Source organism: Neotabrizicola sp. VNH66 (assembly GCF_049445895.1).
Taxonomy (GTDB): domain Bacteria; phylum Pseudomonadota; class Alphaproteobacteria; order Rhodobacterales; family Rhodobacteraceae; genus Pseudogemmobacter.
This window is the reverse complement of record NZ_JBMSDW010000029.1, coordinates 16,688-35,984: the sequence shown is the minus strand read 5'-3', so window position 1 is coordinate 35,984 and position 19,297 is coordinate 16,688. Positions and strand designations below refer to the sequence as shown.

11 protein-coding genes and 1 pseudogene are annotated in these 19,297 nt (G+C 68.1%); 2 read left to right on the top strand and 10 right to left on the bottom strand.

The features are described from left to right. From ACO2Q5_RS22870 to ACO2Q5_RS22845, 6 genes and pseudogenes are all read right to left on the bottom strand, one after another. Positions 1-4,747 (bottom strand): annotated as a pseudogene (locus ACO2Q5_RS22870) (hypothetical protein); the annotation flags it as partial. A gap of 14 nt (positions 4,748-4,761) precedes the next feature. After that, entirely contained in the window at positions 4,762-5,871 is a 1,110-nt protein-coding gene (locus ACO2Q5_RS22865; protein WP_423295384.1) for a DegT/DnrJ/EryC1/StrS family aminotransferase, read from the bottom strand. After that, the gene (locus ACO2Q5_RS22860; protein WP_423295382.1) at positions 5,868-6,320 is read right to left on the bottom strand and encodes a sugar 3,4-ketoisomerase; all 453 of its coding nucleotides are present in this window, start codon (positions 6,318-6,320) and stop codon (positions 5,868-5,870) included. The genes ACO2Q5_RS22865 and ACO2Q5_RS22860 overlap by 4 nt, the downstream gene beginning before the upstream one ends. Positions 6,321-6,361: 41 nt before the next feature. Further along, on the bottom strand, positions 6,362-7,651 hold the full coding sequence (locus tag ACO2Q5_RS22855) for a glycosyltransferase (RefSeq protein ID WP_423295380.1): 1,290 nt from the start codon (positions 7,649-7,651) through the stop codon (positions 6,362-6,364). A 194-nt stretch (positions 7,652-7,845) separates the two neighbouring features. Further along, on the bottom strand, positions 7,846-8,862 hold the full coding sequence (locus ACO2Q5_RS22850; protein ID WP_423295378.1) for a replication initiator protein A: 1,017 nt from the start codon (positions 8,860-8,862) through the stop codon (positions 7,846-7,848). A 298-nt stretch (positions 8,863-9,160) separates the two neighbouring features. Further along, positions 9,161-9,283 (bottom strand): hypothetical protein, encoded by a 123-nt coding sequence (locus tag ACO2Q5_RS22845; RefSeq protein ID WP_423295376.1) that lies wholly within the window; start codon positions 9,281-9,283, stop codon positions 9,161-9,163. A gap of 48 nt (positions 9,284-9,331) precedes the next feature. Between ACO2Q5_RS22845 and ACO2Q5_RS22840 the strand changes: the two genes are divergently transcribed. Together ACO2Q5_RS22840 and ACO2Q5_RS22835 are read left to right on the top strand one after the other, a co-directional pair. Then, positions 9,332-10,738, top strand: coding sequence for an AAA family ATPase (locus ACO2Q5_RS22840; RefSeq protein WP_423295374.1), 1,407 nt, complete (start codon positions 9,332-9,334; stop codon positions 10,736-10,738). Positions 10,739-10,850: 112 nt separating this feature from the next. Continuing rightward, complete coding sequence (locus ACO2Q5_RS22835; RefSeq protein ID WP_423295372.1) at positions 10,851-12,038, top strand: ParB/RepB/Spo0J family partition protein; 1,188 nt, start codon at positions 10,851-10,853, stop codon at positions 12,036-12,038. Positions 12,039-12,100: 62 nt separating this feature from the next. On the opposite strand, the gene ACO2Q5_RS22830 is transcribed toward ACO2Q5_RS22835, so the two are convergent. From ACO2Q5_RS22830 to ACO2Q5_RS22815, 4 genes are all read right to left on the bottom strand, one after another. Further along, positions 12,101-13,411 carry an HlyD family type I secretion periplasmic adaptor subunit gene (locus ACO2Q5_RS22830; RefSeq protein ID WP_423295370.1) on the bottom strand — a complete coding sequence of 437 codons (1,311 nt, stop codon included), beginning with the start codon at positions 13,409-13,411 and terminating at the stop codon, positions 12,101-12,103. Then, positions 13,408-15,150 carry a type I secretion system permease/ATPase gene (locus ACO2Q5_RS22825; protein ID WP_423295368.1) on the bottom strand — a complete coding sequence of 581 codons (1,743 nt, stop codon included), beginning with the start codon at positions 15,148-15,150 and terminating at the stop codon, positions 13,408-13,410. The genes ACO2Q5_RS22830 and ACO2Q5_RS22825 overlap by 4 nt, the downstream gene beginning before the upstream one ends. Positions 15,151-15,354: 204 nt before the next feature. Next, positions 15,355-16,410 carry a polysaccharide biosynthesis/export family protein gene (locus tag ACO2Q5_RS22820; RefSeq protein WP_423295366.1) on the bottom strand — a complete coding sequence of 352 codons (1,056 nt, stop codon included), beginning with the start codon at positions 16,408-16,410 and terminating at the stop codon, positions 15,355-15,357. 335 nt (positions 16,411-16,745) lie between these two features. Next, positions 16,746-19,256, bottom strand: a complete 2,511-nt coding sequence (locus ACO2Q5_RS22815) for a M10 family metallopeptidase C-terminal domain-containing protein (RefSeq protein WP_423295364.1) — start codon at positions 19,254-19,256, stop codon at positions 16,746-16,748. Between the last annotated feature and the right edge of the window lie 41 nt (positions 19,257-19,297).

Below are 19,297 nucleotides of genomic sequence, written 5' to 3'. Positions count from 1 at the left end.
CGAAGGCCGGATCGCGGCTGACCACCCGGTCGCGGAAGCCGATGGAATAGGCAAAGACCTCGAACCGCGCCGGATCGAAGCCGCGCAGAAACGCCACCACCGCCTCGCTGTCAGGCCCCTTCTCGAACGTCCGGCACAGAATGCCAACACGAAGACGACCCGAAGAAACAGAAGATGACCCCGATGAACCCGCAGAAACAGGCTCTGTAATGGCGGAATCCTCGCCCGGGGTGATCAGGTCCAGCACGCGGTTGCGCGCTTCCTGCACCCCGCGCAGCGGCTGGTCGATCAGCAGAAGCTGGCCCAGATCCAGACGCCCCGCCATCCGCCGCAGCCGCAGCCGCAGCCCCTCGGGCAGATCCGCATCCGCCAGCCGGTCGGCCAGCCAGTGCAGCAGCGCCTCCACATGCCGCACCCAGGCCGCATCCTCGCCCGCCCGGATCAGCGCCGCAGGCGCCACCGCCCAGGCCAGATGCCGCTCCACCACATCCTCGGGCAGCGCCGCCGCATCGGGCAGCGGCACCGACCAGCCCGGCAGCAGCAGCATCGCCAGCAACAGCCGCCGCCGCGCCCCCTCGGGCCCCGACAGCGCCGCCGCAGGCAAAGGCCCCGCCGCCGTCTCCCCGGCAAAAGACGCGCGCAGCTGCGCCGCCAGTGCCGCTTCATCACCGTCGAGCCCGGCCAGAACCGGAAAGCCCGACCGGATGCTGCGCGCGAAATCGGCAAAGAACGGATGTGCCATCAGCCCCGGCAGATCCGCCGCCTCCGCCGCCGAAATCCCGAGCGCCGCCCGGTGCCGCAGGTGCCGCAGACGGTCCTCGAACCCCGCAGGCGTCGGCCCGGCATGAACCGCCCAGGCCCCCGTCAGAACATCCGCAGCCCCCGAAGACCCATAAAGCGCGTCCAGAAGGCGCGAAACCTGCTTGTCCTGCGGCAGCCGGGTTTCGAAGAACGGCGTCACCAGATCGACCGGCACCACATAATGCGCATCGGCCGGGCGGTTCTGTGCCCCGGCGCTGCCCAGAATCTGCCAGCCCGACACGGCCACCATCTCCAGCCCGGACAGGCGGCCCAGCGTGTCCCAGCGATGGAAATCGGTGCCCGGCGCATTGCCCTGCAGCACCCAGACCCTTGTGCCCGGACGGGCCAGCGCCAGAACCGCCAGCTGCGCACAATCGGTCGCCACGATCTCGGCGGCGCCCTGCACCAGTGCCGCCAGACCGGCAAAATCCATCGTCCCGGGATCCTGCCGCAGAAAGCCGCAGCGGGCCAGCGCCGCAGCCATTTCCTCGGCATTCGACAGCCGCCGGGAGGTCAGGCTGTCGGCACAGAGAAACAGCCGGCTTGCCGGCCGGGGCGGCACCGGCCCCGCAAGATGCGCCCGCAACAGGGCCAGACTGTCCGGATGCAGCCGCAAGGCCGCCGCCGCGGGTCTGGCATCGGGGGCAGGATCGGCCTGTGGCACTTCCAGCCGGTTCGCCTGCCCGGCGACGAAAAGCCGGTCGATCCGGGCGGCCTGGCCGCGCGGGATCTGCAGCACCGGATGGTCCGGCAGCGCCAGCCGCAGCGCCTGCAGGGCCTGGGCCGGAAGATCGGATTCGGTCAGAAGCGGGGTTCCGGCAGGCGCCAGCCGGGCCGCAAGGATCGCCCGGGGCAGAACCTCCAGAAGGAAACGGTCCAGCGTGGCGCTGCCGCTGCCGCAGGCAAAGATCGCCTGGGCAAAGGCACGTGCGGGCCGGTGCCAGCGCAGCAGCACCGCGCCGTCCCGCCGCGCCGCAACCGGCGTTCCGGGCCGCAGCGCAAAGCGCCCCTCCCCGGCCAGCTCGCTGTGCGGCAGCGGGCCGGTCTCGGCCCCTTCGGGCCACCATTTCCCGTCCTGCGTGCCGAAACCGTCTGCCCCGGCCAGCACCCAGGCCCGGCGGCAGATCCCGGCCTGAACCTCTGGCAGGTCATGGCGCAGTTGCGGCGGCGCGACATGCCCGCGGCTGAGCACGGCCGGCCGCGACAATGCGACCGTGGTGGCGGGCAGGACCAGCTGCCGGTCGGCCCCCTCCGGCCATTCGGCACAGACCGGCCGGGTTTCCACCTGAAGGGTCGGGTGCGGAGAGGCGGTGGCAGGATGCAGCGCCTCTTTCAGCAGGGTTTCGGTCAGGGCGCTGTCGCAGCCCTCCTGCGCGAACAGGCTCTGCGCCGTGCGCAGCGCCATCCGCCGCTGGCCCTCGTCCTGCATCTGGACCAGCCGGAACAGGCCCGCCCCCTGCCGGGCGTAGTTCAGCAGGGAATCCCCGCCCTGCGTCTCGCGCAGATAGAGGTTCCAGTAATGGTTGCTGTCAAAGAACGGATGCGGCCGCAGGCCATCGAACTCTCCGCGCTGCAGGTAATCCTGCAAGGGAGTTGCGCTCCGCGTCACCGCATCGGGGGCCTGCGACAGGTAATAGGCGGTCGAGAACCACGGATGCGGGTCGATGTTCTCTGCCACGCCGTTCTGGACATAATGCCGCGTCGGATGAACACCGCACCACGGCGCCTGCGCCATGATATGGGCGGTGCTGACCAGGGGATGGGTGTCGATCCCGGCCATGCGGCCCGCGGCCATCTCCGGCAGGATCGGGCTTGCGGCGGTCAGCACCTCCGGCCGCCGCCGCGCAACATGGGCCGGATCGATCAGCGGATGCGGGCCGCGGTCGGGCCGGTCGCCTTCGATCAGATGGGCCCAGAGCATGTTGGGCGCGGCCAGAGCATAGCGCCCGGCCTCGCCGCCACACAGATGGCCCGGGTCGAACAGCAGGTCCGGCGAAGGCTCTGATGGCCCGGCACCGGGCAGCGCCAGCCAGTAGAGCAGCCCCGACAGCAGGTCGGACGCCCCCCAGTTCCGCACCAGATCGGGCGAGATCAGCGGATGCGGCGACAGCCCGGCCTCTGCCCCGGTTTCAAGGTAATGCAGCAAAAGCGGCTGATCCCCGGCCGAAAGCACCAGATTGCGGGCATAATGCGCCGGATCGAACAAGGGATGCGGCTGCACGGATCCGCGTCCCTGCCGCAGATAGCGCGCCAGCACCGATCCTGCGGCCCGGGCGGCGAACGAATCGGCCGCGCCCGGATCATCCGCCTCCGGTTGCGGCAGGCCGGGCGCGGCACAGGCCGGAATGAAATAGGGATGGGGCGTGAAGCCCCGCGCCTCACCGCACAGCAGGTAATGCGCCAGAAGCGTGCCCTTCGCGGGCTGCACGGTCTTCGGCAGCCGGGCCTGATAATGCCAGGGATGGAACAGCGGATTGGGAGAGCGCCCCTCCGCCTCGCCGTGCTGGCGGTAATGTTTCAGCGGGTCGATCCCGGCCTGCGCGATATCGGGATAGCGGCGCAGATAGAAGCCGGCATCGAACAGCGCCGCCAGCGCCGCCTCGGTCTCCTCATCCGAAGGATGATGGTCCAGCCGCCCTTCGGTCAGGTCCAGCAGGGCCGCAAGCCGGCGGGCAAAGCGGCGGGGATGCAGGCTCTGGCGGTACCAGCGCCCGGAGGCCTCTGACAGGGCCTGCCGGTCCGCCCGCGACAGCCCCTGCTCCAGACGGCGGCACAGATCCCCCGGGCCGGACCAGTCCAGCGTCTCTCCGGGGCCGATCCCGTCCTGCGCGCCGTCCCCGCCGCGGAACCGGGCGACCGGCACCCGGGCCCAGGCGGCCCCGGCAAGGCCCGCGCAATGCTGCACGCCGGGCAGACTGCCCAGAAACAGCCCGACCCGGTGATAGAGCAGATGGTCGCCGACCTGTCCCTCGGCCCCCAAGAAGACCACCCGCTCGGCAGGCAGGTCCTGTTCCTGCAGGCGCTGCTGCACCAGATGCCAGAGCGGCGGGTCGATCGGCCCGATATGGTAATGGCGCGCCCCGGTCGCCTGAACCAGCGCGACGATCAGATCGGCCAGATTTTCCGTCCCGAACCCGGCCAGTTCGCCGGGCAGGCCCGCCGTCGCGGTGGAAAGCGGCGGCAGCTCTCCCCCCGCCGGCATCACCCTGGCCTGCACCCGCGACAGGGCGGATTTCAGTCTGGCCCGCAGTCCCGGCTCTCCCCCCGGCTCCGCGGGTTCCGGCTCGGGCAGGCGGGCAGGCAGCAGATGCGCCGGCGGATCGGCCGGCACATCCCGCCCCGCATCGAAACTATGGCCCAAAGTGGCCAGATGCAGCGGTCCGTCATATCCGGCGGCGGCCATGGCGCGGCGCAGCTGCGGCTTGTCCAGCCCCGGGCCCAGCACATGGGTCGCCCCGGCCAGCTCCGGCCCGAGCAGGCCCGGCACCACCCCGCCCGCGGCGGCATGACCCTGCAGGAGATAAAGCTTCCGGCCATAGCGCGCCGCCAGCCTGCGCGCGGCCTGTCCGGCCAGGGGATCATCCGCCGCGGCATGGATCATCACCCGCTGCGGCAGCAGCACCTGAAGCCGCCGGGCCAGCCAGGCCGGGTGATCGCCCGGCCGGACGGCCGCCAGCCCCGGCATCACGAAACCGCCCGCCTCCTGCAGCCGCGTCAGCGTGGCGGCATCGGGCGCGGGGCCGGTGAACAGCACCAGATGCCGTTCCTGCGGCAAGGCGCGCAGGATCCCCAGCAGGGGGGCAGTGTCACGCAGCAGGCTGTCATCGGAGCTGACCAGATGCAGCGTGGCCGGCCGGTCAAAACCGACCGGCGCGATGGCATCCTGCGGTTCCCGCCCTTCGGCGGGGGTCCGGAGATCGGCAGGCGGGGCGAAGCGGTCCTGCATGTCTGTGCCGTCTGTCAGAGATCGCGCAGGCTCTGCGCAACGCGCCCGGCAATCTCGCGGGCATCGTCGGGTGACAGATGCGGCCCGATCGGCAGGCTGAGGCAGGTGGCGCAGATCTCTTCGGTCACCGGGAAGGACAGATGGCCCAGCTCGGCCCGGAAGGCGCCGCTGTGGTGGTTCGGCACCGGATAATGCAGGGCGGCCGGCACCCCGGCCTTGTCCAGCGCGGCCCGCAGCGCATCGCGGCGGGGATGGCGCACCACATAAAGATGCCAGACCGGCTGCGTGCCCGGCGCCGTCTGCGGCAGGGTCAGCCCGGGCAGGCCGGACAGCGCCTCGGCATAGATCGCGGCAATCTCCTGCCGCCGCCGGTTCCAGGCATCGAGATGTTTCAGCTTGACCGAAAGGACGGCGGCCTGCAGCGGATCCAGCCGCGAATTGCCGCCCCGGGTTTCGTGATGGTATTTTTCGCGTGCGCCGTAATTGCCCAGCACCCGCACCGCATCGGCCAGGGCGTCGTCATCGGTCACCACCGCGCCGCCGTCGCCGAAAGCGCCGAGGTTCTTGCCCGGGTAGAAGCTGAACCCCGCCGCATGGCCAAGCGCCCCGGCCTTGCGGTCGCCGTCGGTGGCGCCATGCGCCTGGGCCGCATCTTCCAGGAGGAACAGGCCCTCCGCCTCGGCCAGCGCCCGCAGCCGGGCCGAGGGCACCGGCGCGCCGTAAAGATGCACCGGCATGACCGCTTTGGTGCGCGGGGTCACGGCCCGCTCCACCCCGTCAAGGTCGATGTTCATCGTGGCCGGATCGGCATCGACGGGCACGATGGTCGCCCCGGTCTGCGCCACCGCAAGCCAGGTCGCGATGAAGGTATTGGCCGGAACGATCACCTCGTCGCCGGGGCCGATGCCGCGGGCGCGCAGCGGCAGCACCAGCGCCTCCAGCCCGTTGCCCACGCCGATGCAATGGCGCGCGCCGCACCAGGCGGCATAATCGGTCTCAAACCCCGCAAGCGCAGAGCCGCCGATATAATAGCCCGAGTCCATGACGGCCCGGTAAGCGGCATCAAGCTCCTCCTGCAGCGATCTGTAGGTGAAGCCGACATCCAGAAAATTGAAACCCGTCATCCGATCACCTTGCCGTCCTTGCTGCGAGTCCAGGCGAGGAACTCTTCATATTCGAAAATATAGTCGTCTTTCTCATAGGGCCGCGAGGCCAGCACGCAGACCACCGTCTCGGGATGCAGAAAGCGCAGCCGGCGCCACAGGCCCGGCGGCAGATAAAGCCCCATGCCGGCATTGCTGAGGACGAAGGGGAACTGGCGCCTGCCGTCGTTCAGGATGATCTCCACCTCGCCATGCATGCACAGGATCAGCTGTTCCAGCTGCTTGTGCCCGTGCTCGCCCCGGACCGCCCCCATCGGCACATCATAGAGATAATAGATGCGGCGGATGTCGAAGGGCAGATCCGCCCCTTCGATCACGCCAAGCGAACCGCGGCCGTCAATATGGCAGGGAAGCTGCAAAAGCGTGGGGACAACGGGCTTTTCTTTGGCAAGGTCTGAAAATGCCTGCATATTTCTACCCCGAATGAATAAACAGAACAGATTTCCCGCGCTTATAGCGCCGATACCCCTGCCTCGCAATCGGGCTCTGCCGCCGCAGAAGGGCCGCGGCAGATGCCTGCCGCCTGCGTCAGAATCCATGTCCCCGCGGGATATGTGCCCTGCACCGCCAGCCCCGGCCCGACCGCCGTCAGATCGCCCAGCACCGTGCCCGGGGCGATCCGGGCGCCTTCGGCGATCAGACAGGCCCGGCCCAGCCGGATCTCGCCGCCGCCCTCCCCGCCCAGCACGGCCCCCGCCGCGATATGGCAGCCCGCCCCGAGGCTCAGCCCCGCGCCCGCGGTCAGCCGGGCGCCGGGGCCGATCCGGCAGCCCGCCCCCAGCACCAGATCCCCCGGCCCCGCCTCCAGCACGGCACCGCGGCCGATCACGCAGCCCGGCCCGATCCGGACCCGCCCGCCGGCCTTGCCGTCCCGCTCCCGTCCGGCCGACCAGCTCCGGCCTTCGCGGGCCAGCAACAGCCGCCGCTGCAGCAGCCGCAGCCCGAAGCGCAGCGCAAGATCCAGATTGCCCGGCGTCAGCCCGGCCAGCGCCCCGGACAGCTTGCCCTGCCGCAGCGCCTGCTTCCAGTCGCGCACCGCCCGCATCGCGGGATAGCGCGCGCAAAGCACCTGATGCGCGCGGGCCGTGGTATCCGCGTCTTTCGAGATATTGCTCGCATGCTGGCGATACAGGAACAGCCGGTCGGGTATCCGCAGAATGCGGAACCGCCGGCTCAGCGTCAGCAGCAGCGCCCAGTCCTCATAGACCTGTTCGGGGTCGATGCCGCCTTCGCCCAGCAGAATATCCCGGCGATAGAGCAGGCCCATGGCCGGCAGCCAGTTGCTGACCTGCAGTTCCCGGTGCAGGTTGCGCCCGACCGGCCAGGGGTGCAGCGCACTGAACGGCAGATGGTCGCGGCCCGCGCCATCGAAGACATAGCCGTCGCAGGCGATGGCCGCGACCTCCGGCCCGGCCCCGGCAAAGGCCGCCACCATCCGGGCGGTCATGTCCGGAAACAGGGCGTCGTCGCTGGCCAGGAACTGCACGAACTGCCCCTGCGCCAGAGCAAGGGCGCGGATCAGGGTCGCGGCCAGACCCCGGTTCGGCTGGCGGATGAACTCGATCCGCAGGTCGCGGCGGCAGCCGGCCAGGACGCGGCTGATCTCTGCCGCCGTCTGATCCGCCGATCCGTCATCAATGACGATCAGCTCGATCTGCGGATGGCTCTGGGCCAGGGCGCTGCGCAGGGCCGCGGCCACATAGCCCGCGTGATTATACGCAGGGATAATGATGCTGACCAAGGCCGGGGATGCGGAGACAGCGGGGTAGGTCACACGATTGCCAGGCCCCTGGCGCACCGGATAAGGGCGAGAACGCGGAAAATCACCTGATCTGCAACCCTGCGGCAAATAGAGCTGGAGAAACTTTAGACCAGCCGTCTTTTCACCGCCAGCCCCGTTGTGCAGCCGGGGGGGACGACCGGGCGAAGGCCGGCCTATTGCCGCTTTTTCAGCCAGCCCAGAAAGGCCGCATCGGGGCTGCGCAGCCGCGGGCGGCCCGAGCGGTGCCACATGTCGCGCCATTCGGCCTCCAGCGCGTAGATGTCCCAGCCCCGCATCAGCCCGCGCGCGGTCTCGATCGTGACGGCCTTCAGCACCGGGCCTTCGGCCGGGAGAACCAGCGGATCGCGGCGGGTGACCAAGAGCATGTCGCCCGGCTCTTCGCGCAGGTGATAATCGGGCAGCGGATCGGCGGCGATCATGTCGCGGATCATCTTGCGGAACACCCGCAGCGGGCTGGCCGAGCCGGATTTGCGCGCCAGAACCTCCATCGAGATGCGCCATTCCGGCTGGCGGCCGCAATGTTTGCGCGCCAGCTCATAGACCCGCCGCTCCAGCGGCTTGCGCAGGCCGAAATATTCGCGGCTGAGCGTCAGCACCGATTTCGCGGTGACCGCGCGGAACAGCCATTCCGACAGCGTCACCGCCACCTGCACCATCCGCCCGCCGCGGGTGGCGCGCAGAATCTGCCAGCTTTCGATCAGGCCGAAGCCGGTGGTCGCCTCGATCCCGCCGGTCACCACATTGGTGGTGATCCGGGTGCCGGCCAGCCGCTCGAAGGCCTCGCGCAGGCGGGCATAGCCGTCGCCGCTGGTCTCGCGTCCGGTGGCGGTCATCAGGTCATGGGCGGTCAGCCGCAGCTGGCGCGTCACCTCGCGCCCGGCATTGATCGCGGCCATCAGCTGGCTGATGCAATAGATCAGGATGTCCTTGTCGAAGAGCGTGGCCAGCCCCCGGACCGAGGGAACCACCGTCACCTCCACCCCGTTATGGGTATAGTTCAGGATGCGCCGGTCGGGCCGGGTCGAGAGCGAGAACAGCGGATGTTCCATCGAGGCCATGTCATCCTTGGGCAGGGCATCGAAAATGTCGCAGACGAAGAAATCGCCCCGTGCCGGGGGATATCCGGAGACGGACGCCACCGCGCCCGGCCCTGCTGTGATGGCCGCCATCGTCCTGCCTCTCGCGCCTTATGGGGACCGCTGCTCGACGGCCCCTGCCCCGGTTGCCGGGGCGTTTTGAAACTTCGTGGTTTCATTGACGCCCAAGTTATCCACAAGGCTCCCCTTCCGCCAAGTCCGAAGTTCGCGGCGATCGGGGGATCAGAGTCACCGCCTCGGGGTTCCGGAATCGCATGATCGGGGTTTCAGAGTCGCCCAAGGCCAAAAATGTGAAAAAATATCTTTCAAAACCATATAGATGCGGTTTCCCACCTCAGGCCGTAACTAATAAGATAACTCATATTTAACATCACAGGTCGCAAAGAGCGGCGAAAAGCAGCGCCTTGGCCCGACCGGAAAACCCGGCTGAAACACGTTGATTTTGCTTGGGAAAATAAGAGCTCTGCCGCTTGTGTTGCGTATATTCTTTCATGTCCTGTGTTTTCCTGTATCTTGCAGAAAACGGCGCACATGAGGCAGCATGGCACGCGAATCGAGCCGGGACCCCGCCCCCGACCTTCCCCCCTATTTCAACCTGTCGCCCGATGCGGCCATGGCGGGTCTCGGGGCTGCTGTTGGCACCGAAGACCTGCGGCGGATCGCCGATCTCGCAGGCCGCGGCCGGGAGGAGCTGACCGCGCGGGGCCTTGGCGAAGAGGGGCGCAAAAAGCTCCGGCTGTTCTCGACCTGGGAAATCTGCCGCTATCTGATCCCGGTGGCGCAGGGCCATTTCCGCCGCGTCCTGAAGGCCAATCCCGATCTGCCGCAGGGCCGGTCGGAAACCGAAGGCGGGGCGAAATGGTTCGCGCTGGACGAGGTGCTGCGGCTGCGCGCCTTCTTCGGTGCCGAGGGGGCGAAGAAGAAGGATTACCTGCCCTACCGCCCCGCGGGCCTGCCCGCGAAGATGGTGGCCGTGGCCAATTTCAAGGGCGGCGTCGGCAAGACCTCGACCTGCGCGCATCTGGCGATGTCGGCGGCGCTGGACGGCTACCGGGTGCTGGTGATCGATCTCGACGCGCAGGGCTCGATGACCTCGATCTTCGGCGGCCGGGTCGAGGATGAATGGCAGACCGCCTTTCCGCTGCTGGCCCGGCATTACGCCCGCCATCTGCAATCCGAAAACCGTGCCCGGGCGGAACGCGGCGACACCCCCCATCCGCTGGACGCCACCCTGACCGAGGCGCTGAAGACCGATCCGGCCACGATCATCCAGAAGACCCACTGGCCCAATATCGACCTGATCGGCAGCCAGCTGAACCTTTACTGGGCCGAGTTCCAGATCCCGGTCTGGCGGATGCAGGCCCGCGGCTGGAAGCTGTGGGATGCGCTGACCGACAGCCTGGCCGACAGCGGCGTCCTGGACCGTTATGACCTGATCTTCCTCGATACCCCGCCTGCGCTTGGCTATCTGACGATCAACGGGCTGGCGGCGGCGGATATCCTGCTGGTGCCTCTGGGGGCGAGCTTTCTGGAGTTCGATTCGACGGGGCGGTTCTTCGACATGCTGCATTCCACCTTCTCCTCAATCGAGGAGGGCGAGAATGTCGCGGCCCGCGCGCTCGGCCGGCCGGAGCTGGCCTTCGAATGGGATGCGGTGCGCGCGCTGATCACCCGCTATGACGGCGCGCAGCAGGCGGAGCTTGCGGCTTTCATGCAGGCCTGGCTCGGCCGGTCGATGGCGCCGCAGCGGCAGGAATTCACCGCGCTGATCGGGCAGGCGGGCGAACAGGTGAACGGCATCTACGAGGCCGATTACCGCGACTTCAACCGCGAGACCTATATGCGCGGCCGCGAGACCTTCGATGCCACCTGGGCCGAGTTCAAGAAGCTGCTTTACGGCATCTGGCGCCGCGATGAGCTGGCCGCCGCCGGTCAGGCCGCGGAATGAGCGTTTCGCGCGCGAAACAGGCCGCCGCGCCCCGCCCGGCCCTTGCCGGCGCGCGCGGCGGTTTCCGATCCTTTCCCATTGCGGGCCAGCCTGCGCCTGCAGGAGGCAGCCCATGGCCAAACGCAAGCGTCTGATCCCCACCCCCTTTGCCCCGGAATACGGCTCCGGTCCCGCGACGGATTCCGAGGTGGCACCCGATGCCGCCGCCCCCGAGACCAAGGCCTTTCTCCGCTCTGGTCTGGGCCCCAGTCTAGGCCCCGGTCTGGGGGGGCCGCCCTCCGCGCCGCCGATTGCCCGGGTGGCGGGGGAAAGTGCCGCGCAGGCCGCGCTGGAAGAGGTGGCCGGGGCCATGACCCGCGCCCGGGCCGAGGGGCGGCTGGTGCAGGCGCTGCCGCTGGAGGCGGTGGACGAAAACCATCTGGTGCGCGACCGGATCGGGCTGGACGAGGAAGAGCTGGAACCGCTCATCGCCTCGATCCGGGCGAACGGCCAGCGGATGCCGGTCGAGGTGACCGAGCTGTCGCCCGGCCGCTACGGGCTGATCTCGGGCTGGCGGCGGCTGCAGGTGCTGCGGCGGCTGTGGCGCGAGACCGGGGAGGACCGTTTCGCCCATGTGCAGGCGCTGCTGCGCCGCCCGGCCGAAGCCTCGGACGCCTATGTGGCGATGATCGAAGAGAATGAGATCCGGCAGGGCCTGTCCTATTACGAACGCGCCCGCATCGCCGCCCGGGCCGCCGATCTGGGGGTGTTCGACAGCGAAAAACAGGCTCTGCAACGGCTGTTTGCGGCGGCCAGCCGGGCGCGGCGGTCGAAGATCGGCAGCTTCCTGTCGATCTATCGCCGGCTGGATGACAGCCTGCGCTTTCCCGCGGCCATTCCCGAACGTCTGGGGCTGGCGCTGGCAAAGGCGTTGGAGGAGCGGGCGGAAGGCGCGGCCCGGCTGGCCGCCGATCTGACCGCCCGCCCCGCCGCCGATGCCGCGGAAGAGGCCGCCCGGCTGACCGCCTTCGTGGCGGAAGCCGCCGCTCCGGCCCCATCCGCATCGGGCGGATCGGGGGCGGCAAATGCGACGCCCGAGCCTGTGCCTGATCCCGCCTCTGCGGCCCAACTCTCTCCGGTCCAGCCTTCCGCAGATCGGCCCTCTGCGGACCGGCCCTCTGCGGACCGGGCCGAGATCAGCCCCGGCATCTTTCTGGAGGTGACCGGCGGCTTCACCCGGCCGGTGCTGACCCTGTCCGGACCGGCGGTGGATCCGATGTTCCGCGACCGGCTGGAACATTGGCTGAAGACCGGCCATTAGCCCCCCTGCCCCGCCGGATGTTTCGCGCGCGAAACATTCCGGAACGCAGGCCCGCCCCGGCATCAGGTTTCGCGGAAGGCCTGATTGAAGTAATCGGTGAAGGGCTTCAGCAGATAGGCCAGCGGCGTGCGCGGCGTGGTCTGGATGAAGGCTTCGACCGGCATACCCGGCAGAAGCGGATGGCCCAGCCGGGTGGCCTCTTCGGGGGAAAGCGTGATTTCGATCCGGTAATAGCTGGACTGGCTGGCCTGATCGGTCAGCGCATCGGCGGAAATCAGTGCCACCTCCCCGGTCAGCTCGGGGGTGGTGCGTGACGAGAAGGCCGGGAAGATCAGCTTGACCGGCTGGCCCGGTTGCACCTCATCCACATGCAGCGGAGAGACCTGCGCGGTGATCACCAGCGCCCGGTCCTGCGGGATGATATAGGCCACCAGATCGGCCGGGCGCAGCACCGCCCGCGGGGTTGTCACCTGCAGCGCCAGAACCGTGCCCGAGACCGGCGCCCGGATGTCCAGCCGGGCCACCTGTTCGGTCAGCGCCCGTACCTTCTGGGTCAGCTGCAGCTCCGTCGTGCCGATGTCGCGCAGCTGGCTGCTGGCATCCTCGCGCCGCTGTGCCGCGATGCGCAGGATCTCAAGGTCGATTTCGGTGATCCGCCCCTCGGCCTGGGCATGTTGTCCCGTCAGCTCGCCCACCTGCCCGGCCAGCCGGGACTGTTCGCGCTGCAGCGCCAGCACCCGGGTGGACTGGGCCAGCCCCTTGTCCAGCAGGGTCTGCTGATCGGCCAGCTCCTGCTCGATCAGCTCCAGCTGGTCGGACAGGGCATCGGTCTGCGCCCTGATCCCGCTGATCTGCGCGGTGATCTGGACTTTGCGCTTTTCCAGCTGTTCCAGCGTGCGCTGCATCGTCTCGGCCCGGGCGGCAAACAGCCGCTCCTGCCCTTCGATCTGCTCGGCGGTTTCGGGGTTTTCCGCCGCCTCGGCCCGCAGCGCCTCCGGAATGGTCATGTGATCCAGCCCGTCCCGCTCGGCCTCCAGCCGGGCGCGGCGGGCGCGGGCCTCGCTCAGCTGGCCGCTGGCGATCGTCAGTTCCGAGCGGATCAGCGTTCCGTCCAGTTTCACAAGCACATCGCCCGCGGTGACAGCCGCGCCTTCGGTGACCAGAATGCTTTCCACCACGCCGCCATCGGGATGCTGGACGATCTGGCGGTTCTGCTCCACCTCGATCCGGCCCGAAGCGACGACGGCCCCGGCGATGGTGGTCAGCGCCGACCATGCGCCGAACCCCCCGACCAGCAGCGCAAGGGTGATCCAGCCCAGCCACAGGGCCGGGGTGGCCCGCAGGAAGGACGGTGCCGGCTGCGGTCCGGTCATGACACACCTCCCGGCCCCTTGGACCGCACGATTTCCGTATGGTTCTTGACGATGCCGCGCAGCACCTCGTCCCGCGGCCCGAAGGCCCGGCGCTGCCCGTCTTCCAGCATCAGCAGCATGTCGCACTCCTGAATGGCGGCGGGCCGGTGCGCGATGACGATGACGCTGTGGCCGCGCGCTTTCATCCCGCGGATCGCGGTGTTGAGGGCGACCGATCCGTCATTGTCCAGATTGGAATTCGGCTCGTCCAGCACCAGAAGCACGGGGTCGCCGTAAAGCGCGCGGGCCAGCCCGACCCGCTGCACCTGGCCGCCCGACAGCTGGCCGCCATTGGCCGGAAGCCGGGTGTCATAGCCCTTGGGCAGTTTCAGGATCATCTCATGCGCGGCGGCGGCACGGGCGGCGGCCACCACCTCTGCGGCATCGGGTGCCGGGGCCAGCCGGGCGATATTCTCGGCCACGGTCGCATCGAACAGCGAAACCGTCTGCGGCAGATAGCCGATGTAGCTGCCAAGCGTATCGGGGTCGTAATGCGACAGTTCCGCGCCATCCAGCCGGATCTTGCCGCCCGCGGGCCGCAGGGCGCCGGCAATGGCGCGGCCGAGGGTGGATTTTCCCGCCCCCGACGGCCCGATGATGCCAAGCGCCTGCCCGGGCTCCAGCCGGAACGAGATGCCGCGCAGGACCGGGGCAGGGGTGCCGGGCAGCAGGACCGACAGGCCCTCGACCTCCAGTGCGGCGCGGGGGCGGGGCAGGGCGGTGCGCTGCGGCTCGGGCGGCTGCAGCGACAGCAGCTGCTCCAGATGCGCCCGGCCTTCGCGGGCGCGGGTCAGCACGCTCCATTGGCTGATCGCCTGTTCGATCGGGGCCAGCGCCCGGCCCATGATGATCGAGCCGGCGATCATCGCGCCCGCCGTCATTTCGCCCCGCAGGACCAGCCAGGCGCCAAGGCCCAGGATGGCCGATTGCAGGAACAGGCGCAGCGTGCGGGTGGTGGTGCTGAAGGCGCCGCCCAGATCGGCACTGTCGAGCCCGGTTTTCAGCGCCTCGGTCCGGGCGATGGACCAGCGGCGGAAAGCGGCCCCGGTCATGCCAAGCGCGCGCAGGATTTCCGCCTCGGACTTCAGGCGTTCGGCGATCTGTTCAGCCGCGACAGAGGCGGCCCCGGCCCGCAGCACCGGCGTCTTGCCCTGGCTCTGGTTGGCGATCGCCAGCAGGACCAGCACCAGACCGCCACCGATGGCAAGCCAGCCCAGCATCGGGTGAAAGATGAAGATGGCGGCCAGAAAGACCGGGGTCCAGGGCAGGTCGATCAGCGCGATGGCCACCGGCGAGGACCAGAAGCGCTGCATCGCTTCAAGATCGCGTTGTGCGGTCGCGGCAAGCGGGTCGCCGGGCAGATGGCTGGACCGGGTCACGGCCGCCTCGAACACCCGCTGGTCCAGCCGGGCCTGAAGCCGCGCGCCGATCCGGGCCAGCACCCGGCCGCGGGCATGGTCCAGCAGACCCATGGCCAGAAAGAGAAAGATCACGATGCCCGACAAAGCGATCAGCGTGGGTTCGGACCGGCTGCCCAGCACCCGGTCATAGACCTGCAGCATGTAAAGCGGGCCGGTCAGCATCAGGATGTTCACGAAGATGCTGAACAGCACCGCCGCGGCGAACAGGCCGCGGGAATCGCGCGCGGCCCGGGCAAGCTCGGCGCGGCCGGGGGCGGTTTCGCCTCGTAATCCGGACATGGGTAAGGGCTTTCACCAAACGCGGTTTCTATGATTGTGCAATATTTCCGATGGGGCAGGGCTTTGCACGTTATTTGTGAGGCGGATTTCCGGCGCGGTTTCCGCGGGACCCCGGGCCTGCCGCGGAAAGGGTCTGGAGAACGGAAAATGGCGTGCAGGGCCTGCACGCCATCCGTTTTCCTGTCCCGGCCGAAGCCGGGCGGGTCAGAGCGCTTCGGCCCGCTGCACGGCCCCGAGGGCGGCGCCGAACAGGCCCAGAACACTGCTTGCGGCAGGCAGCGGCGATTCCGTGGCCAGGATCACATCATCGGGGTGGACCTTGAAGCTGCGGGCGTTGAACAGGCCCTCGGCGCTGCTGAGGTCGAAGGTGAAGACCACATTCTCCTTGCCGGGGCCGGAGCCATCGCTGCGCAGCGCCTTGGGGGAATATTTCCGCAGGACCATGACTGCCCGCAGATCGGCCCGGCCCTCGGCCAGCCCGCCGCCCATCGACAGCGCCTCCAGCAGGGTATGTTCGGCCTTCTCGAACATCACCGTGCTTTCACGCCCGGTCGCCCCCATCACCACAAAGCTGCGGGGATCGGATTCCACCACGATCCGGTCGCCGCCGCGCAACAGGATATCGCCCGCGGGGCTGCCATAGATGCTGGAGGCCAGCGTGGCATAGGAGGTGCCGCCGCGCTGAAGCCGCACCACCGCATTGCGCATCGCATCCGGAATGCCCCCGGCCTCGGCCAGCATCGACAGGATGGTCACGCCGCGTGCGGCGATCGGATAGCGTCCGGGCTTGGTCACGCCGCTGATCAGCTCGATCGTGTTCTGATCGCCTTCCCGCACCGTAAGCTGCACCTGGGCCGAAGGCGCGATCGGGGTCAGCCGGGACTGGATTTCGCTGCGGGCCGCTTCGGGCGACAGGCCGGCGACTTCCACCACTTCGATATAGGGGACGAAGATCGTGCCGTCGGGGCTGATTTCCAGCCCGTGCATGTTGACGGACCGCTGCTCCGGCGTGGCCAGAAGCGAGTTGGGCTGGCTGTCCCAGATGGTCAGATCGACGATATCACCGCGGCGCAGCGCCCGCGAGGGCTGGCTCTGTCCCTTGCCGGGCCAGTTGAGGCCCAGCCCGGTCCCGGTTGCAGGCCATGTCGCCACCTGTTTCAGGACCGCATCGCTGGTCAGACCGACGATCTGGAAGTTTGCCGCCTCTGTCTGTGATTCCCTGACGATTTCACGCTGCAGCGCGGCACCGCGCGGTGCCATGCATGCGGACAAAGCCCCCAATGCAAGGCAAAGGGGCAATAGCCTGATGAAAACTTTCAAATAATTCTCCCCAGAGCAGGGTTTTTAGAGAGGGCTGGCAGGCCCGAGCAGACCCTTCGCTGATAGCGGATTGCCCGTCTTTCTTCAACTGTCTGGCAGGGCGGAAACCGGCCCGACCGGGGCCGTCGGCAGTGAACCGCGGGCTTTTGCAAAGGATTTGCCTCCGCCCGCCCGGTCTTTCGGCAGCAGCCGACAAAACCCGGGCCTGCAAAGCCGGGCGGGTCCGGCCGGCGCGGGGGGCGCGCCGGCAGGGCAGGGGGCTGTGGCGCTGCGGATCAGAGCAGGAAGTCGTTCACCGTCACCGTCGGCGCGCCGCTCAGTTCCAGAACCCAGTCGGCCACACCATCGCCGTTCTGGTCGCCGATCAGCAGCCCGCTGCTTGCAAGATAGTAGAACGAGCGGATACCGCCGCCGGTCAGCGTGCCGCCGGTGTTGAAGCTGGTGGCAAGGCCGCGCAGGTCGATGTCATCGACCCCGGTGGTGAAATCGGTGATCACATCGCGCCCCGCTCCGATCCCGATTGCCGCCGCCGAGGCGAAGACAAAGACATCGGCCCCGCTGCTGCCGGTCAGGATATCGCGGCCGGCGCTGCCGTGGATGGTGTCATTGCCGGCGCCGCCATAGATCGTATCGGAGCCATTGCCGCCGCGGATGATGTCATGACCCGCGCCGCCGCCGATGAGATCGCCCTCGTTCCCGGCTTCGATGTAATCATGGCCGTCATTGCCGAAAAGCTGGTTGCGCCCGGCGCCGCCATAGATTTCGTCGCCGCCGGTGCCGCCCTGAACCGTATCATTGCCAAGGCCGCCCCAGATGATGTTGCGCCCCTCGACCGCGTAGATCAGGTCGCTGCCGGCGCCGCCGCCGATATTGTCATTGCCGGCGCCGCCATAGATCGTATCGGAGCCATTGCCGCCGCGGATGATGTCATGACCCGCGCCGCCGCCGATGAGATCGCCCTCGTTCCCGGCTTCGATGTAATCATGGCCGTCATTGCCGAAAAGCTGGTTGCGCCCGGCGCCGCCATAGATTTCGTCGCCGCCGGTGCCGCCCTGAACCGTATCATTGCCAAGGCCGCCCCAGATGATGTTGCGCCCCTCGACCGCGTAGATCAGGTCGCTGCCGGCGCCGCCGCCGATATTGTCGTTGCCGGTGCCGCCATAGATCGTATCGGCGCCATTGCCGCCGCGGATCGTGTCATTGCCGGTGCCGCCGCCGATGAAATCGCCGTCATGCCCGGCTTCGATGTAATCATGGCCGTCATCCCCGAAGAGCTGGTTGCGCCCGGCGCCGCCATAGAGGCTGTCATTGCCGCCGCCGCCATAAACGGTATCGGCCCCGGCATTGGCCTGCAGTATGTTGTTGGCATCGTTGCCGATCAGGCTGTCATTCCCCGAACCGCTGATGGCATTTTCGATCACCGTGCCGCGGGCAATGCCGAAATTGTTCCGGCCGCCCAGCACCGAGGACAGGCTTTCCTGTGCCAGCGAGATGATCTGATGGGCCGATGTATTGGCAAAGTTCAGCGTGTCGATGCCGTCGGTATCATAGACCGTCATCGCCATCAGCGCGCCGGAGTTCACCGCCTGATCAATGGCCGTGACGCCGGTGTTGGAGCCGAACCCGTAGGTGGTGTTGCCGGCGAAGGCCGAGGACACCCCATAGAGGTACTGCATCGCGATCATGTCGACGATCATCGGGCTGTAGATATAGCGGAATGCGGCATTGACATAGGTGTTCCAGTCGTTCGGACCGCCCGTGTCGAATTCGTCGTTCTGGGCATTCATGTAGGACATGATCGTCCAGGCGACGGAATCGTTCAGATAGAAGTTGTCGGTGCCATAGGTCGCGCTGCCGTTGTAATTGCCGCCATGGCCGAGGCCGAGGGCATGGCCGATCTCATGCAGATAGGTCTCGAAAGAATAGCTCTGCAGCCCGGTGCCGAATTCCTGCAGCCAGTCCAGCCCGACGTTCACGGTCGAACTGATGATCCGGCCGCCCGAGCTGTTCGGCTGTGCGAAAGCCCCGCTTTCGGTATCGTCAAAGGTAATCTCGGCTGCGCCGTTGACTTCCTGGAACTGGATGCCGGTATAGGCGGACCAGACTTCCAGCGCCTCCCGGGCCAGGAACTGGCCCTCGGCCGTCAGGCCAGTCAGGTTCACCGTCAACGTATTGTCCGCCCCGACTTCGAAAGCGCTGGCCTCGGGCGAGCTGAAGAAGGCATTCCCGTTGTTGATCAGCTGCCAGGCCATCTCGTCCACGGTGAAGACCCGGCCGTTCGGATCATGCGCGGTCGCGGTCAGCAGATACCGGCCGGTCTCGGTGCTGTAGGCATCTGCCGTCAGATAATAAGTGCCCGTGGTGCTGGCGGTGAAGGTCAGCTCCGAGTCGCGTTCATGGGTGTTGCTGTTCGAGGTGAAGCCGTCATCATTGAAGGCAATCTGGGTTCCGGTCGCATCGCGCAGCCGCAGGAACGGGTCGGTCAGGTAATCACTGCCAAAGCCCAGCAGGCGGAATCTGTAGGTTTGCCCCGCGACCAGCGTGATGGCGAACCAGTCCTCGTCGCTGCTGCTTGCCAGCGTTCCGGTGGCGGACTGGCCCACCTCCAGGCTGTAGACCGTGGCGGTGCTGGCCGCGGCATCGGTGGTTTCCCGGACCAGCCCGGCCCCGGCCCAGACCGGATCTTCTGGATTGGCGGCCTGGGGGACCAGACCATTCGGGGTCAGGTGCTGGTCCAGGGCGGCCACAGGGTCGGTCGGGTTGCGCAGGGCGCAGATCATGCACATGGCTGAAATCCTTCGCAGGGCGTATGGGAATTGGAGAAAAA

Excerpts from the sequence above, each read along its gene's own strand:
- ACO2Q5_RS22850 (WP_423295378.1), bottom strand. The coding sequence starts at position 8,862 with ATGGCGGCCATCACAGCAGGGCCGGGCGCGGTGGCGTCCGTCTCCGGA.
- ACO2Q5_RS22840 (WP_423295374.1), top strand. The coding sequence starts at position 9,332 with ATGGCACGCGAATCGAGCCGGGACCCCGCCCCCGACCTTCCCCCCTAT.
- ACO2Q5_RS22820 (WP_423295366.1), bottom strand. The coding sequence starts at position 16,410 with ATGGCACCGCGCGGTGCCGCGCTGCAGCGTGAAATCGTCAGGGAATCA.
- ACO2Q5_RS22860 (WP_423295382.1), bottom strand. The coding sequence starts at position 6,320 with ATGCAGGCATTTTCAGACCTTGCCAAAGAAAAGCCCGTTGTCCCCACG.
- ACO2Q5_RS22865 (WP_423295384.1), bottom strand. The coding sequence starts at position 5,871 with ATGACGGGTTTCAATTTTCTGGATGTCGGCTTCACCTACAGATCGCTG.
- ACO2Q5_RS22830 (WP_423295370.1), bottom strand. The coding sequence starts at position 13,411 with ATGACCGGACCGCAGCCGGCACCGTCCTTCCTGCGGGCCACCCCGGCC.
- ACO2Q5_RS22845 (WP_423295376.1), bottom strand. The coding sequence starts at position 9,283 with ATGAAAGAATATACGCAACACAAGCGGCAGAGCTCTTATTTTCCCAAG.
- ACO2Q5_RS22825 (WP_423295368.1), bottom strand. The coding sequence starts at position 15,150 with ATGTCCGGATTACGAGGCGAAACCGCCCCCGGCCGCGCCGAGCTTGCC.
- ACO2Q5_RS22835 (WP_423295372.1), top strand. The coding sequence starts at position 10,851 with ATGGCCAAACGCAAGCGTCTGATCCCCACCCCCTTTGCCCCGGAATAC.
- ACO2Q5_RS22815 (WP_423295364.1), bottom strand. The coding sequence starts at position 19,256 with ATGTGCATGATCTGCGCCCTGCGCAACCCGACCGACCCTGTGGCCGCC.